We start from the raw sequence: 14,603 nt of genomic DNA on the forward strand, positions 1-14,603 counted from the left end.
AGGAGAGCAAGGGCCTCGAGGCCCTTGCTCTCAGCGTATCGACAATCGATCAGTTCACCTTGACCGTGCGCATGTCCACGCGGTTGTCGGCGCGGTGGACCAGCTCCACGTTCTTCTTCATGGCCCAGGGTATCACCTGGTCATGCAGAGGAAGGTGGGATACGGTGTCATTGGACAGCTGCAGCGCCTCCGTCAGCATGCGCGCGCGCACGGGAGCGTCCGTCTCGGCCTTGATCCGGTCCACCAGGTAGTCCATGCGCTGGTTGCTGTACCGGCCCACGTTGTAGTTGCCGTCACCCCCCTGGCCCACGGTGCGTACCAGCGACTGCAGGCTGTACAACGCATCGAACGTCGGCACGCCCCAGCCCAGCATGTAGATGCTGGCTTCGTAGCGCTGGATCATGGGGAAATAGTTCACCAGCGGCAGCGTGCGCAGCTTGGCCTTCACGCCCACACGCGACCACATGGCCGTCACGGCCTGGCAGATGGCCTCGTCGTTGATGTAGCGGTTGTTCGGGCAGGCGAAATCCACTTCGAAGCCATCGGGATAACCCGCTTCGGCCAGCAGCTTCTTGGAGGCTTCGACACTGTAGGGGAAACGCTTGCCCACGGCTTCGGTGTATCCGGCAACCTGGGGCGCCACGATGGTGCCCGTAGGCTTGCCCAGGCCGCGCATGATGTTGCGCGAAATCGTGTCGGCATCGATGGCCTGGTACAGGGCCTTGCGCACGCGCACGTCCTTGAGCGGGTTCTTGCCCTTGATGTTGGAGCCTGGCAGCTCATCGCGGAACTGGTCCATGCCCAGGAAGATGGTGCGGTTCTCCACACCGTCGATCACCTTCAGGTCGGGGCTGGCGCGCAGGCGACCCAGATCCTGGGGCGTGGGGTCCAGCACCATGTCCACTTCGCCCGACAGCAGCGCAGCGATGCGCGTGGCGGCGGACTTGATCGGGGTGTAGACGATTTCCGTGACGTTGCCGTCCATCTTGCCCCACCAGTTGGGGTTGCGCTTGAAGACCATCTTCACATCGGGCTGCCACGACTCCAGCGTGTAGGGGCCGGTGCCCATGGCATTGCGGTGGGCAAAGTTCTCATCGCTGCCCTTGATGTCCTTGGGCTCCACGGACTTGTTCTTTTCCGCCCAGGCCTTGCTCATCATGCGCAGTTCGGTCATCTGGCGCAGCAGCACGGGATTGGGGGCCGTCAGGATGACGTCGATGGTTTGCGCGTCGACCTTGTTGACCTTGCTGATGCCCTGGATGTAGGGCGTGAAGTTCGACGTCTTCGCCATCGCGCGCTGCAGCGAGTACACGGCGTCATCGGCGGTGAACGCCGACCCATCATGGAACTTCACTCCCTGGCGCAGCGTGAAGCGCACCTGTGTGGGGCTGACCTCTTTCCAGGAGGTCGCCAGGACGGGCTCCACGTCAAATGTCTTGCTGTTGTAGTAGACCAGGCTCTCATACACATTGGCATGAATGCCGTTTTGCAGTGCATTGTTTTGGGAATGGATATCCCAGGTCGCAATCTCCCCCTGGCTCGCCCATTTGAAGGGCTTGGCATGCAGCGCTGGCGCTGCAAGCAGTGCAGCCATGGCAGCTACCGACAAAAGACTGTATTTGAGTTTCATGGAACCCTCTTGATTAAAAGTTTTACTATGCAGTAAAGGTTGCTCTATAGCCAACGGGAAATCCCTGAATCTCCAGCGCCGAGAAGGGCCTCTGAGGGTGGATTGACGTTGCTTTTGCGTCGTTCCAGCACGCAAGGATGGTGCCAAGAATCTGCACCGGGGCAAAGAAGGGAAAGAAACCACGGAGACAGGGCCAACAAGGCCCTCCGGAAGGTGTCAGGCATTGCAGCGGCAGAAGGCATGTACCCGGAGTTACATGCCATGCAGACTGGATTGTTCACTCGGACAATCCACAATTCAACTCCCGCAATCAACCGTAGACAAACAGTCAGTCGGTCGGTCAAAAAAAAAGCCGCCCGAAGGCGGCTTTTTAGCTTTGATATCGTCAACTGGCCAAGGCCAGTCTTGATATTAGAAGCTGTGACGGATACCGAAGTCGTAGCCGTTGGAGTTTTCGCCAGCAGCAGTCACGGAACCGTTCAGGGACTGAGCGGAGCCGTTCTTGTTGCTCACGTGAGCGTACGTTGCGTACAGAGCCGTGCGCTTGGACAGGTTGTGCACGTAGCCCAGAGCCAGCTTGTTGGCGCGGGGATCAGCACCGGGGGTTTCGATCTTGTAGGTGGAGTAAGACAGACGGATTTCGCCTGCGCCGACTGGCACCAGACCACCGATCAGGAAGCCCTTGCCTTCGTTGCCGTTCTTGATGTCGTCTTGGTTGTAGTGAGCCATGATCTTGGCCACGCCCAGATCGTATTGACCGCCCACGTTCACAGCCTTGATGTTGCCGCTCAGGAACTTGGTGTCAGAGAAAGCCAGAGCCACGTTGATGGGGCCGTTGGCGTAACCAGCACGCAGAGCCAGGCCGTTGCCGTCCTTCTTGTTGGCAGCGTTGCTCAGGTTTTCACCCATGTAGTACTGTGCTTGGCCGTAGAAGCCGCCCAGGTTGCCAGGCAGGAAGTAGCCGATGGCGTTCGAAGCGCGGATGGTGGTTGGGCCACCCAGGCTGGAGTTCAGGGTTTGGGTCGTGCCAACACCGTTCGTGCCGAACGGATCGAACACGGTCAGGTTCCAGAATTGGGGCGTGTAGTCACGGCCCAGACGCACTTCACCGAAGCCGCCGTTCAGGCTGACCGTCGAACGACGGTTGAACGTCAGACCTTGTTGGCCGTTGCCCAGGGCAGCAGCAGCGCCTTGGTTGGTAGCGTTGGTAGCAGCGCCTTGGCCGTTGTCGTTGTTCAGACCAGCTTCCAGCCAGAACGAAGCGGACATGCCGCCACCCAGATCTTCAACGCCGCGGAAACCCAGACGGCTGCTGTTGTAGCCGGAGTTCGTCAGTTGGGACTTGTTAGCGACGCTGCCGGAACCGTAAGCGTAGGTTGCATCAACCACGCCGAACAGGGTCACGGACGATTGAGCCATTGCAGCGCCGGAAGCAGCCAGCACAGCCAGGGCAATCAGGGATTTTTTCATTGCGAGTTACTCCAAGGTTAAACATAGGGCGCCGGTACGGGGGGTCTATGGTGAAAGCACCTGCACAGTCCCGCCGGTTCCCCGGGCCAACCTCCTGGTGGGGAAGTTGCTCTTATTGCACCAGACCCGGCCGGGTTTCGCAAAGGAATTCACCCACAATCGACCCGAAAGGGGAAAATCGTTGCAGTGTTGCAACATTTCACGGAGCGCCAGCAAAATCGGTTTCGGCACCCTTGCGGCCCCCGTCGGCACCTGCCGAATATTTGTATCCAAGTGAAAATTGTGTTTCCTGCCCCTTGCCATCCTGAAAGCTGCCATGGACCCCTTGCTGACCGCCGCTGACAACGCCCTGCGCACGCTTTTCGCGCCCCCCCGGGCCTGCGAGCCCACGCCCGCTCTGGGCATCGCGGAAGCCGACCTCGACCCCGCCCAGAAGAAGCTGGCGGGGGCATTGATGCGGGTCAATCACGTGGGTGAAGTCTGTGCGCAAGCCCTCTACACGGCGCAGGCCGCAGTCACACGCGATGCAGGGTTGCGCGTGCACTTGCTGGAGGCCGCCCGGGAAGAAACAGACCATCTGGCCTGGACGCGCGGGCGCCTGGAGGCCCTGGGAGCACGCCCCAGCCTGCTCAATCCGCTGTGGTTCGCGGGCGCCTTCGCGCTGGGCCTGGTAGCGGCCAAGGTGAGCGACCGGGCCAGCCTGGGGTTCGTGGCGGAGACGGAAAACCAGGTGGCGGCGCATTTGCAGGGCCACCTTGCGCGGCTTCCCGAGCAGGACCGGGCCTCACGGGCCGTGGTGGCCCGGATGAAGGACGACGAGGAGCGCCACGCGGCGCAGGCGCGGGCCTCCGGCGCGCTGCAGCTGCCGGCACCCGCCCGCGCCGCGATGAGGGCGGCCGCCAAGGTGATGACCACCACGGCGCACTACATCTGACCGTTCCCCCGGAGCCCTGCACCGGGAAAGTGCGTGCGGCCCGGGCGCCCGCCGCGGTTCGGGGCGGCCGTCAGGCCTCGATCACCTCGAAGCCGGTGGTGATCTCGGCGGTCTTGCCGAGCATGATGCTGGCCGAGCAGTATTTGTCGTGGCTCATGGCAATGGCGCGCTCCACCGCCGCGGCGGGAATCCCCTTGCCCGTCACGGTGAAATGCATGTGGATCCTGGTGAACACCTTGGGGTCGGTCTGGGCCCGCTCGGTGGTGAGCTTGACGCTGCAGCCGCGCACGTCGTGGCGGCCCCGCTTGAGGATCAGGACCACGTCATAGGCGGTGCAGCCACCCGTTCCTGCCAGCACTGTCTCCATGGGCCGGGGCGCCAGGTTCTGCCCGCCATTGGCGGGGTTGGCGGCATCGGGGGCGCCATCCATGGCCAGGACATGGCCGCTGCCGGTTTCGGCCACAAAGCCCATGCCGGAGCGTGTTCCTGCCCCTCCTGTCCAACTGACTGTGCATTCCATTTGTGTTTCTCCTGTGTGACACGTGGTTTTTTTCGCACGGAAAACCGAAACGAAAAGAATTTGATGCGAATTTTGCTGCATCGCAACAAGACTCGCGCTAAACTTCGCCCATGCGCTGCCGGTTTCGAACAAAAAGGAAACGGCAGGCGGCAAGAAGTCCGGAATCCGGTACTTGCCCCGCACCGATTGTCTCCTCCATCTCCTCAAAGGATGGATTAGCCCCAGGCCTTACGGCCCGGGGCTTTTTTTTGGCCGGTCCGGCCGCCTGCCGCCCGTGTGGCGTCCGGGCCAGGCCGGAAACCGACGCCCTATGATGTGGCCCCCGCCGCTGTCCAGCGGCGGCCCCACCAGCTCCCGCCATGACCCTGCACCTCACCCCCGCCGACTACCTGAAGAAAATCCTGACCGCCCGCGTGTACGACGTGGCGGTGGAGTCGGCCCTGGAGCCCGCCAAGAACCTCAGCCGCCGCCTGCACAACAAGGTGCTCTTGAAGCGCGAGGACCAGCAGGCGGTGTTCAGCTTCAAGCTGCGCGGCGCCTACAACAAGATGGCGCACCTCACGCCCGAGCAGCTCGCGCGCGGAGTGATCTGCGCCTCGGCCGGCAACCACGCGCAGGGCGTGGCCATGAGCGCCCACAAGCTGGGCGCCCGCGCGGTCATCGTGATGCCGACCACCACGCCGCAGCTCAAGATCGATGCCGTGAAGACGCTGGGTGGCGAGGTCGTGCTGTTTGGCGAGAGCTATTCCGACGCCTACGGCCACTCGGTGACGCTTGAAAAGGAACAGGGCCTGACCTTCGTGCACCCGTTCGACGACCCGGACGTGATCGCGGGCCAGGGCACCATCGCCATGGAGATCCTGCGCCAGCTGCAAAGCCTGGGCAGCAACCAGCTCGATGCCGTGTTCGTGGCCATCGGCGGCGGCGGGCTCATCTCTGGCGTGGCCAACTACATCAAGGCCGTGCGGCCCGAGATCAAGGTGATCGGGGTGCAGATGAACGACTCGGACGCAATGATCCAGTCGGTCAACGCGCACCAGCGCGTCACGCTGCCCGATGTGGGCCTGTTCTCGGACGGCACGGCCGTCAAGCTCGTGGGCGAGGAAACCTTCCGCATCACCCACAGCGGCCTGGTGGACGGCTTCATCACCGTGGACACCGACGCCGTCTGCGCCGCCATCAAGGACATCTTCGTGGACACGCGCAGCATCGTCGAGCCCGCGGGGGCCCTGGCCGTGGCCGCCATCAAACAGTACGTGGCCGAAAATAAGACCCGGGGCGAGACCTACGCCGCCATCCTGTGCGGCGCCAACATGAACTTCGACCGCCTGCGCTTCGTGGCCGAGCGCGCCGAGGTGGGCGAGGAGCGCGAGGCGCTGTTCGCCGTGACCATCCCCGAGGAACGCGGCAGCTTCCGGCACTTTTGCGAGGTGGTGGGCGACCTGCCCGGCGGCGCGCGCAACGTGACCGAGTTCAACTACCGCATCAGCGACGCCGCCCAGGCCCATGTGTTCGTGGGCCTGACCACCAACGGCAAGGGCGAATCGGACAAGATCGCCCGGAACTTCGGCCGCCACGGCTTCGAGGCGCTGGACCTGACCCACGACGAACTGGCCAAGGAACACCTGCGCCACCTGGTGGGCGGCCATTCGGCGCTGGCGCAGGACGAGCGGCTGATGCGCTTCACCTTCCCCGAGCGGCCGGGCGCGCTGCTCAAGTTCCTGAGCCTGATGCAGCCGACCTGGAACATCAGCCTGTTCCACTACCGCAACCAGGGCGCCGACTACGGCCGCATCCTCGTGGGCATGCAGGTGCCGCCCGAGGACACCGCCACGTTCGACGCCTTCCTGGCCACGCTGGGCTACCCGTACGTGGAAGAGACGCTGAACCCGGCCTACCGGCTGTTCCTGCGTTCCAAGTGACCAGAATATGGGTCGAACCGGCCTCCAGCGCTTATCCAACCAGCGCTGGCAGCTATCAAATCTGACATAGCCTCCTCCGCCCGTCCATGCAAGCCCTGCGCCACTACCTGCTGGCCGTGCAGTTCTTCACGCGCATCCCGGTGACCGGGCGGCTGGCGCAGTGGGTGGGCTACAGCCCCGCAATGCTGCGCGCCAGCGCGGCGCACTTTCCGGGCATTGGCTGGTTGGCGGCGCTGCTCGCGGCGGGCGTCTATGCCGCGCTGCACTGGGCGCTGGCGCCCAATCCGCTGGCACCGGCCGTGGCCGCCGTGTTCTGCACCATCGCCACGGTGCTGATGACCGGCGGCTTCCACGAGGACGGCCTGGCCGATGTGGCCGACGGCCTGGGCGGCAGTGCCGACCGCGAGCGGGCGCTGGACATCATGAAGGACTCGCGCATCGGTGCGTTCGGTGCCATGGCCCTGGTGCTGGCGCTGCTGGCCAAGCTCAGCGTGCTGGCGCTGCTGGGCTCCCACAGCCTGCTGGCCGCCGTGGCCGCGCTGGCGGGGGCGCATGTGGTGTCGCGTTTCTGGCCCCTGCTCATCGTGCGCAGTCTGCCGCATGTGGGGGACACCGCCCGCTCCAAAAGCAAGCCGCTGGCCGACCAGATCTCGGGCACTGCGCTGGCGACGGCATTTTCATGGTGTTTTGTGCCGCTGGCGCTTGTCTGGAAAGCGCAATCAGCTACATATTTAATAGCAGCCATTGTGCTGAGCGCACTCGCCGCCGCCTGGATGGCCCGCTGGTTTGCGCGCCGGCTGCGGGGGTTCACGGGGGATTGCCTGGGCGCCACGCAGCAGGTCAGCGAAATCGGCTTCTACCTGGGCGCGGCGCTGGCCCTGCGCTGGATGTGAAGCCTGTGGCCCGACCGCAGCGCGGCGCCCGCCTCTGGCTGGTGCGCCATGCCCAGCCGCGGGTGGCGCCCGGCATCTGCTACGGCGCGCTGGACGTCCCCGCCGACCCCGCCGCCACCCGCGCCGCCGCGGAACGCCTGGCCGCCACCCTGCCACCCGGGATCCAGGTGTTCCACTCCACGCTACAAAGATGTGAGCAGCTTGCGATGGAATTGCAAGCGCTGCGGCCTGATTTGATACCCAAACCCGACGCCCGCCTGCGCGAAATGGACTTTGGCAGCTGGGAAGGGCTGGCCTGGGATGCCATCGCCCGCTCCGACATCGACGCCTGGACGGCCGCGTTCGCCAGCTACCGCCCCGGGAATGGTGAAAGCCTGGCGGCCATGCTGGAGCGCGTGGCAGCCGCGCTGCATTCCCTCCCGCCCGCAGAAGAAACCGCACGGGATGTGGCCTGGATCACCCATGCCGGCGTGATCCGCTGCGTGGCCTGGCTGCAGGCACGTGGGGGCGAGCTGCCGCGCTCCGAAGAATGGCCCCTTGCCGCGCCGGGCTGGGGCGAGTGGGACATCGCCCACCGGGGCATCTGAGAGCGGAGGCCCTGGCGGGCGACTGCGCCCGCCACGCGCCGGGTCAGCGCTTCAGGGGCATGTCCAGCGTGAGCGTGGCGGCGCCTCCCACCTCGGCGCCCAGTTGCGCCTGGCGCGGGCCCAGCGCCTGCAGCACCAGCCCCTCGTCCACCGCCGCGCCCACGCGGAAGGGCCTGGCCGGCTTGCCGTCCACCGCGATCAGCGCGGCACCGCCGCCGCTGCTGCGGCCCGAGAGCACCCCGATCAGCGCGAACCGGCTGGCCAGCGTGGGCGCAGCGGGCGCGGGCGCAGCGCCCGCCGGGGACGCCACCGCCCCGAGGAGGCGGGCCAGCGCCTGCGCGTCGGGCGCCACCGGCGCTGGCAACACCGCGGGCGCGGCGATGCCGCCCGCCGGCGCCGACAGGCGCAGGCCCCAGAAGACCACGCTGGCGCCCGCCGCGGCCCAGAGCGCCAGGGTCCCCAGGCGCACGCCCCATTTGCTGTGTGAATTGGTCACCATGCGGGGATTATGATTCACGCGATCCGACCATCCGAGAGACCGCCAGCAGTGAACACTTCCCTCCCCTTCCTCTTGCGCTCCGCCCGCCGCAGCCTCTCCCGGGGCTTCACCCTCATCGAGCTGATGGTGGTGCTCGTCATCATCGGCGTGCTGGCCGCCCTCATCGTGCCCAATGTGCTCGAGCGTGCCGACGACGCCCGCGTGACGGCAGCCCGCACCGACATCACCAACATCATGCAGGCGCTCAAGCTGTACCGCCTGGACAACCAGCGCTACCCCACGGCCGAGCAGGGCCTGCCGTCGCTGATCGTCAAGCCCACCTCGGGCCCGGTGCCCAACAACTGGAAGCTGTACCTCGAAAAACTGCCCAACGACCCCTGGGGCCGCCCGTACCAGTACCTGAACCCCGGCATCAAGGGCGAGATCGACGTGATGTCGTTCGGCGCCGATGGCCAGTCCGGCGGCGAAGGCAAGGATGCCGATATTGGCAGTTGGCAATGAGGGCCGGCCCTTCGCCGTGCACCCCCGCCCCATGACACTGGCGCGCCCCAGGCCGGGGATGCCGTGGAACCGGCCTGGCCGGGCCACCGGTGGCCCGGCCCCTCTGCGGGGACGCCGCGCAGCGGCCCAGGGGGGCTTCACGCTGCTGGAGCTGCTGGTGGTCATCAGCATCATCGCGCTCGCCACGGCGGGCGTGGGCGTGGCGATGCGCGACAGCGGGCAGACGCTGATCGAGCGCGAGGCGGCCCGGCTGGCGGCATTGCTGGAATCCGCGCGCGCGCAGTCGCGCGCCGGCGGCATGCCCGTGCGCTGGCGCACCGAGGCACGCGGGTTCCGCTTCGAAGGGCTGCCGCCCAGCGCGCAGCAGGCGCTGCCCAGCCAGTGGCTGGATGCGGGCACCACGGCGCGCGCCCCCACCGTGCTGGTGCTGGGACCGGAGCCGCTCATCGGCCCGCAGCAGGTGCTGATCACCCACCACGCCCATCCCGAACGCGCGCTGCGCGTCGCCACCGATGGCGTGCGCCCCTTCACCGTCGAGCCGGTCCAGTGAGCAGCCGTCCGCGCCCGGATCGACGCAGCGCGCCGCAGCGCGGCTTCACGCTGGTGGAAGTGCTGGTGGCGCTGGGCATCGTCGCGATCGCCCTCATGGCGGGCCTGCAGGCCACCACCGCGCTCACCCGCAACGCGCTGCGCCAGTCGGACATCGTGCTGGCCCAGCTGTGCGCCGAGAACGAGCTCGTGTACACCCGCCTGTCGCGCCAGATGCCCAGCGTGGGCGACAGCACGCTCGCCTGCGAACAGGCGGGGCGCACGCTCACCGTCGCCGTGAGCGTGCGCCCCACGCCCAACCCGAGCTTTCGCCGCGTGGACGCGCAGGTGCTGGATGGCGACAACTCCATCCTGCGCATCTCGACCATCATTGGAAGGTATTGACCAGATGCCCCCCCTGAGTCGCTTCGCGCCTTCCCCCCAGGGGGATGCCACCCGTGGCCTGGCAAAGCCAGTTCCACGGTGGCACTGGCGTTGGGGCGCGCCAGGTTCCACGGCCTCCGGCGATGCGCGGCCGCATGTCAGAAGGAACCCGTCACGTCGCACTCACGGTGGCTTCACCTTGGTCGAACTGCTGCTGGCGATTGCGGTGATGAGCCTGCTGGCCATCCTGAGCTGGCGCGGGCTGGACGGCATGGTGCGGGCGCAGGAGATCACGCGCCAGCGGGCGGATGAAATGCTGGTGCTGCAGGCGGCGCTGGGCCAATGGGGCACGGACCTGGATGCGCTCACGCCGATCGCCAACACCACGCCGCTCGACTGGGACGGCCAGGTGCTGCGCCTGACGCGGCGCAGCAGCGCCGTGCCCGACGAAGGCGCCCTGGTGGTGGCCTGGACACGCCGGGGCGCCCAGGGCGAGGGCCAGTGGATGCGCTGGCAGTCTCCCCCGGTGCGCACGCGCGCCCAATGGCAGGAGGCCTGGCAGCTGGCGGCGCAATGGGCGCGCACGCCGGGCGAGGCCGAGCGGCGCCACGAGATGACGCTGCTGCCGCTGGCGGACTGGCAGATCTTCTACTACCGGGGCGGCGCCTGGTCCAACCCGCTCTCCAGCAGCGGCGCCAGCGCGAGCGGCGCGGCGGCCATCCCCGACGGCGTGCGCCTGCAGATCACCCTGCCGCCAGGCCAGGCCCTGGTCGGGCGCCTCACGCGCGACTGGGTGAACCCGGTGCTGGGCGGAGGCAGATCGTGAGTCGCCGCGCACCACGCACCCATGACGCTGGCACGGCCAACGCCAGTGCCCCCGTGGAACCGGCTTTGCCGGGCCACCGGATGCGTCTCCCTCCCGCGCAGCGAGAGAGAGGGAAGGCGCGCAGCGCCTCACGGGGGGCCGCTTTGCTGCTGGCCATGCTCACCGTCACGCTGGTGGCCACCTTCGCGGCCGCGGCCATGTGGCAGCAGTGGCGCGCGGTGGAGGTCGAGACGGCCGAGCGCGGCCGCGTGCAGTCCACCTGGATCCTGGTCGGCGCGCTCGACTGGTCGCGCCTGATCCTGCGCGAGGATGGCCGCTCGGGCGGCGCCGACCACCTGGCCGAGCCCTGGGCCGTGCCGCTGCAGGAGGCGCGGCTGTCGACCTTTCTCGCGGCGGACAAGAACGTGAGCCAGGTGGACGACGCCAGCACCGACACCACCGAAGCCTTCCTGTCGGGGCAGATCTCGGACATGCAAGGCCGCATGAACCTCATGAACCTGGCGGCCACCGGGCCCGAGCAGGCCGTGGCGATGCGCCAGTTCACGCGGCTGTTCGAACGCCTGGGGCTGCCGCAGCAGGAGCTCGGCCTGCTCGCGCAGGCCCTGCGGCAGGCACAGGCCACGACGGGCAGCGACAGCAGTACGGCGCCACTGATGCCACCCACCGTGTCCCAGCTGGGCTGGCTGGGCCTGGCGCCCGCCACCGTCGTCCGCCTGACCCCGCACGTGGCGTTGCTGCCCGTGCGCACCCCGGTCAACATCAACACCGCCGACATCGACGTGCTGCTGGCCGCCATCGACGGCCTGGACATGGCCAGCGCCCAGAAGATCCTGCAGGTCCGCGAGGCACGGCATTTCCGCACCCTGAGCGAAGTGCGCGACCTGCTGGGCGCGAACATCGACATCAATGAAGGCGCCCATGCGGTGGCCTCCTCCTACTTCGAGGTGCGGGGCCGCCTGCGCCTGGGCGATGCGATGGTGGACGAGCGGTCGCTGGTGCGCAAACAGGGTATCGAGGTGACCACGCTGTGGCGCGAACGCGGCGCTTTTGACCGCGAAAACACCGGGGCCGCGCCGCAGCCTCCGCGCTGAGACGCAACACATCCGCAACACATCCGCGGGTTGGGCCCTGCACTGTCAAGCCCGCCCCCTAAAATGGCCCGCAAAACCCGTCCATGAGCACCCTCATCCTTTTCCTGCCGCCCGCCCGCCCGGGCCCCGCCACCGAGTACAGCTACACGCTGACGGCGGACGGCCACACCGCCATCCGACATGCCAGCGCCCCGGCGGCGCTGCTGCCCGAGCCCACGCGCCCTGGCGGCGAGGTCGTGGCCGTGGTGCCCGCGCGAGCGCTGTCGTGGCAGAAGGTGCAACTGCCCCCCGGCCTGCCCCTGGGCGCCGGGCAGCAGACACCGCGCCTGCGGTCCGTTCTGGAGGGGCTGCTCGAAGACCGCGTGCTTGACGATGCCTCCCAGCTGCACTTCGCGATCCAGCCCGCGGCGCACCCCGGCGAACCCGTGTGGGTGGCCGTGTGCGACCGCGCCTGGCTGCGCGAGAACCTGCAGGCGCTGGAGGCCGCGGGCCGCCGCGTGGCGCGCGTGGTGCCCGAGTTCGCCCCCGGCCCGACCGCCAGCGGCCGCCCCGAACTGTGCGTGCTGGGCACGCCCGAGGACGCCTGCGTGGTCCTGACGGGCCAGGGCGCGGACCACGGCGTGGCCGTGCTGCCCCTGTCGAACATGGCCATGGCGCTGGCCCGCGCGGGCATGCCCGCCCAGGCGGCTTCCGGCGAGGACGGCGACGCTCCCGTCGTGCGCGCCGAGCCCGCCGTGGCGGCCCTCGCGGAACGCACCCTGGGCCAGCGCGCGGCGCTGCACACGGCCAGCCAGCGGGCGCTGGAAGCCGCGCGCGGCGACTGGGACCTGGCCCAGTTCGATCTGGCCAGCACGGGACGCACGCGCGCGCTGCGCAAGGCGGGCAGCGTGGCCAGCGCACTGCTGTACGCCCCCCAGTGGCGCGCGGCGCGGTGGGGTGCCGGGCTGCTTGCCGCGGCCCATCTGGTGGGACTCAACGCCTGGGCCTGGCAGGAGCGCCAGGCGCTGGCGGCCAAGCAGGCCGCGGTGCGCGCCACGCTGACCCAGACCTTCCCCAAGGTGCAGGTGGTGGTGGATGCCCCCGTGCAGATGGAGCGCGAGCTGGCGCAGTTGCGGCAGGCCGCCGGCAGCGTCTCGGCGCGCGACCTGGAGCCCCTGCTGGCCGCCGCGGGCACCGCCCTGCCCAGCGGCCGACAGCCCACCGGCATCGAATACACCCCCGGCGAGCTGCGCCTGCGCGGCGTGGCGCTGGCCCCCGACGAGGAACCCGCGCTCAGCGCCCGCCTGGAAGCCGCGGGCTACCGGGTGCGGCTGGAAGACGGCAGCCTGCTGATGAGCGCCGCCGAAGGCGGCCCACGGCCCCATGCGCAAGGTACCCCATGACACGCAACACCACCGCGCTGCGGGACCGCTGGCAGGCGCTGGCACCCCGCGAACAAACACTGGTCCTGGCCGCGGGCGGCCTGATCGCCCTCGCCCTGCTGTGGTGGGTGGCCGTGGCCCCCGCCCTGTCCACGCTGCGGACCGCGCCCGCCCGCCATGCCGCGCTCGACACGCAGCTTCAGCACATGCAGGGCCTGCAGGCCGAGGCCCAGCAGCTGCAATCCGCCCCGCGCACCAGCACCGGCGACGCGGTGGGCGCGCTGCGCACCGCCCTGACCCAGCGCCTGGGCAACACCGCCCAGCTCAATGTGGTGGGCGACCGCGCCACGGTGACGCTCAAGGGCGCGCCCGCCGACGCCCTGGGCCAGTGGCTGGCCCAGGCGCGCAGCAACGCACGGGCCACGCCGGTGGAGGCGCGGCTGGCCCGCAGCGCCCCGGCCGCCCCTCCCCCGGGCACCGCGGCACCCGCCGTCCTGGGCGCTCCGGCCTCGGCCATGCCACGCTGGGACGGCACGCTGGTCCTCGCCCTGCCAGCCCAGCGCTGACACGGCCCGCCAGACAGACCAGCCGACAGACAGACAGACAGACAGACAGACAGACAGACAGACAGATATTCCCTTACCGTGGCCACCAGCACCCGCACCCGCAAGCCTCCCGTCCGTGCCCCGCGCTCCGCCTGGGGCTGGGCGCTGGCGGGCGCCGTGGCCGGCGTGCTGCCCGCCGTGCTGGCCTTCGCGCCAGCGCACTGGCTGGCGCGGGGCCTGGCCCGCGCCACCAATGGCCAGGTGCAACTGCTGCAGGCGCGCGGCACGGTCTGGACCGGCTCGGCCCAGCTGGTGCTGACCGGCGGCGCGGCGAGCCAGGACCGTGCGGCCCTGCCTGGCAGGGTGGAGTGGCGGTTGCGCCCCGGCCTCGCCGGCCTGCGCGCCCAGCTGCATGCGAGCTGCTGCACGCCCGAGCCCCTGCAGCTGCACGCACAGGCCCGCTGGGCCGGCCCCCGGCTGACCCTGTCCGATGGCCAAAGCCAGTGGCCCGCCGCCATCCTGGCCGGGCTCGGGACTCCCTGGAACACCTTGCAGCCCCAAGGCCAGCTCACGCTGCAGACGCGCGGCCTGGCCTTCAGTTGGACCGCGGGCCGCATGGTGCTGGAGGGCCAGGCCCAGATGGATGCGCGGGCCATGTCCTCGCGCCTGTCCACCCTGCGGCCCATGGGCAGCTACCGGCTGCTGCTGGCGGGCGGCGAGGTGCCCGCGCTCACGCTCAGCACGCTCGACGGCCACCTGCAGCTCAGCGGCACCGGCCAGTGGGTGGGCCAGCGCCTGCGGTTTGCGGGCGAGGCCAGCGCCACCCCCGAGCGCGAGGCCGCCCTGTCCAATCTCCTGAACATCATCGGACGGCGCAGCGGCGCGCGCTCCATCATCACCGTGGGTTGAACC

Annotated in this window: 16 protein-coding genes; 12 read left to right on the top strand and 4 right to left on the bottom strand. The window is 68.7% G+C overall.

What is annotated here, in order from left to right; translation table 11 throughout:
• Positions 1–49 precede the first annotated feature (49 nt).
• Together AC07OC_RS24960 and AC07OC_RS24965 are read right to left on the bottom strand one after the other, a co-directional pair.
• Positions 50–1,630, bottom strand: a complete 1,581-nt coding sequence (locus tag AC07OC_RS24960; RefSeq protein WP_218293320.1) for an ABC transporter substrate-binding protein — start codon at positions 1,628–1,630, stop codon at positions 50–52.
• A 411-nt stretch (positions 1,631–2,041) separates the two neighbouring features.
• Positions 2,042–3,100 carry a porin gene (locus tag AC07OC_RS24965; RefSeq protein WP_218293319.1) on the bottom strand — a complete coding sequence of 353 codons (1,059 nt, stop codon included), beginning with the start codon at positions 3,098–3,100 and terminating at the stop codon, positions 2,042–2,044.
• Between the two features lie 316 nt (positions 3,101–3,416).
• Between AC07OC_RS24965 and coq7 the strand changes: the two genes are divergently transcribed.
• Positions 3,417–4,034, top strand: a complete 618-nt coding sequence (gene coq7, locus AC07OC_RS24970) for a 2-polyprenyl-3-methyl-6-methoxy-1,4-benzoquinone monooxygenase (protein WP_218340425.1) — start codon at positions 3,417–3,419, stop codon at positions 4,032–4,034.
• Positions 4,035–4,104: 70 nt separating this feature from the next.
• Here the strand turns inward: coq7 and AC07OC_RS24975 are convergent, their stop codons facing one another.
• Complete coding sequence (locus AC07OC_RS24975) at positions 4,105–4,554, bottom strand: OsmC family protein (RefSeq protein ID WP_218340426.1); 450 nt, start codon at positions 4,552–4,554, stop codon at positions 4,105–4,107.
• Between the two features lie 359 nt (positions 4,555–4,913).
• Here AC07OC_RS24975 and ilvA point away from each other — a divergent pair, with 359 nt between their 5' ends.
• From ilvA to AC07OC_RS24990, 3 genes are all read left to right on the top strand, one after another.
• Positions 4,914–6,476, top strand: a complete 1,563-nt coding sequence (gene ilvA, locus AC07OC_RS24980) for a threonine ammonia-lyase, biosynthetic (RefSeq protein WP_494602492.1) — start codon at positions 4,914–4,916, stop codon at positions 6,474–6,476.
• An 86-nt stretch (positions 6,477–6,562) separates the two neighbouring features.
• Positions 6,563–7,369 carry an adenosylcobinamide-GDP ribazoletransferase gene (gene cobS / locus AC07OC_RS24985; protein WP_218340428.1) on the top strand — a complete coding sequence of 269 codons (807 nt, stop codon included), beginning with the start codon at positions 6,563–6,565 and terminating at the stop codon, positions 7,367–7,369.
• A complete protein-coding gene (locus tag AC07OC_RS24990; protein ID WP_218340429.1) occupies positions 7,366–7,956 on the top strand; it encodes a histidine phosphatase family protein in 591 nt (196 codons plus the stop codon). The genes cobS and AC07OC_RS24990 overlap by 4 nt, the downstream gene beginning before the upstream one ends.
• Before the next feature lie 43 nt (positions 7,957–7,999).
• Here AC07OC_RS24990 and AC07OC_RS24995 read toward each other — a convergent pair whose 3' ends face one another.
• Entirely contained in the window at positions 8,000–8,455 is a 456-nt protein-coding gene (locus AC07OC_RS24995) for a type II secretion system protein N (RefSeq protein ID WP_218293313.1), read from the bottom strand.
• A 9-nt stretch (positions 8,456–8,464) separates the two neighbouring features.
• On the opposite strand from AC07OC_RS24995, the gene gspG reads away from it, so the two are divergent.
• From gspG to gspN, 8 genes are all read left to right on the top strand, one after another.
• The gene (gspG, locus tag AC07OC_RS25000) at positions 8,465–8,956 is read left to right on the top strand and encodes a type II secretion system major pseudopilin GspG (RefSeq protein WP_370627810.1); all 492 of its coding nucleotides are present in this window, start codon (positions 8,465–8,467) and stop codon (positions 8,954–8,956) included.
• A 31-nt stretch (positions 8,957–8,987) separates the two neighbouring features.
• Positions 8,988–9,506, top strand: a complete 519-nt coding sequence (locus tag AC07OC_RS25005; protein ID WP_255591235.1) for a prepilin-type N-terminal cleavage/methylation domain-containing protein — start codon at positions 8,988–8,990, stop codon at positions 9,504–9,506.
• Positions 9,503–9,889 carry a type II secretion system minor pseudopilin GspI gene (gspI, locus tag AC07OC_RS25010; protein ID WP_218293312.1) on the top strand — a complete coding sequence of 129 codons (387 nt, stop codon included), beginning with the start codon at positions 9,503–9,505 and terminating at the stop codon, positions 9,887–9,889. Before AC07OC_RS25005 ends, gspI begins: the two co-directional genes overlap by 4 nt.
• 178 nt (positions 9,890–10,067) lie before the next feature.
• A complete protein-coding gene (locus tag AC07OC_RS25015; protein WP_218293311.1) occupies positions 10,068–10,694 on the top strand; it encodes a PulJ/GspJ family protein in 627 nt (208 codons plus the stop codon).
• Between the two features lie 80 nt (positions 10,695–10,774).
• Complete coding sequence (gspK, locus tag AC07OC_RS25020) at positions 10,775–11,785, top strand: type II secretion system minor pseudopilin GspK (protein ID WP_218340430.1); 1,011 nt, start codon at positions 10,775–10,777, stop codon at positions 11,783–11,785.
• 83 nt (positions 11,786–11,868) lie between these two features.
• Complete coding sequence (gene gspL / locus AC07OC_RS25025) at positions 11,869–13,167, top strand: type II secretion system protein GspL (protein ID WP_218293309.1); 1,299 nt, start codon at positions 11,869–11,871, stop codon at positions 13,165–13,167.
• Positions 13,164–13,712 (top strand): type II secretion system protein M, encoded by a 549-nt coding sequence (locus AC07OC_RS25030; RefSeq protein ID WP_218293308.1) that lies wholly within the window; start codon positions 13,164–13,166, stop codon positions 13,710–13,712. Before gspL ends, AC07OC_RS25030 begins: the two co-directional genes overlap by 4 nt.
• A 78-nt stretch (positions 13,713–13,790) precedes the next feature.
• Complete coding sequence (gspN, locus tag AC07OC_RS25035; protein ID WP_494602496.1) at positions 13,791–14,600, top strand: type II secretion system protein N; 810 nt, start codon at positions 13,791–13,793, stop codon at positions 14,598–14,600.
• The last annotated feature ends 3 nt before the right edge of the window (positions 14,601–14,603 follow it).

The sequence above is a fragment of the Acidovorax sp. GW821-FHT10E04 genome, assembly GCF_059415185.1.

Excerpts from the sequence above, each read along its gene's own strand:
- coq7 (WP_218340425.1), top strand. The coding sequence starts at position 3,417 with ATGGACCCCTTGCTGACCGCCGCTGACAACGCCCTGCGCACGCTTTTC.
- AC07OC_RS24975 (WP_218340426.1), bottom strand. The coding sequence starts at position 4,554 with ATGGAATGCACAGTCAGTTGGACAGGAGGGGCAGGAACACGCTCCGGC.
- gspL (WP_218293309.1), top strand. The coding sequence starts at position 11,869 with ATGAGCACCCTCATCCTTTTCCTGCCGCCCGCCCGCCCGGGCCCCGCC.
- AC07OC_RS24960 (WP_218293320.1), bottom strand. The coding sequence starts at position 1,630 with ATGAAACTCAAATACAGTCTTTTGTCGGTAGCTGCCATGGCTGCACTG.
- AC07OC_RS25030 (WP_218293308.1), top strand. The coding sequence starts at position 13,164 with ATGACACGCAACACCACCGCGCTGCGGGACCGCTGGCAGGCGCTGGCA.
- cobS (WP_218340428.1), top strand. The coding sequence starts at position 6,563 with ATGCAAGCCCTGCGCCACTACCTGCTGGCCGTGCAGTTCTTCACGCGC.
- AC07OC_RS24995 (WP_218293313.1), bottom strand. The coding sequence starts at position 8,455 with ATGGTGACCAATTCACACAGCAAATGGGGCGTGCGCCTGGGGACCCTG.
- ilvA (WP_494602492.1), top strand. The coding sequence starts at position 4,914 with ATGACCCTGCACCTCACCCCCGCCGACTACCTGAAGAAAATCCTGACC.
- gspG (WP_370627810.1), top strand. The coding sequence starts at position 8,465 with ATGATTCACGCGATCCGACCATCCGAGAGACCGCCAGCAGTGAACACT.
- AC07OC_RS24965 (WP_218293319.1), bottom strand. The coding sequence starts at position 3,100 with ATGAAAAAATCCCTGATTGCCCTGGCTGTGCTGGCTGCTTCCGGCGCT.
- AC07OC_RS25005 (WP_255591235.1), top strand. The coding sequence starts at position 8,988 with ATGACACTGGCGCGCCCCAGGCCGGGGATGCCGTGGAACCGGCCTGGC.
- gspK (WP_218340430.1), top strand. The coding sequence starts at position 10,775 with ATGCGTCTCCCTCCCGCGCAGCGAGAGAGAGGGAAGGCGCGCAGCGCC.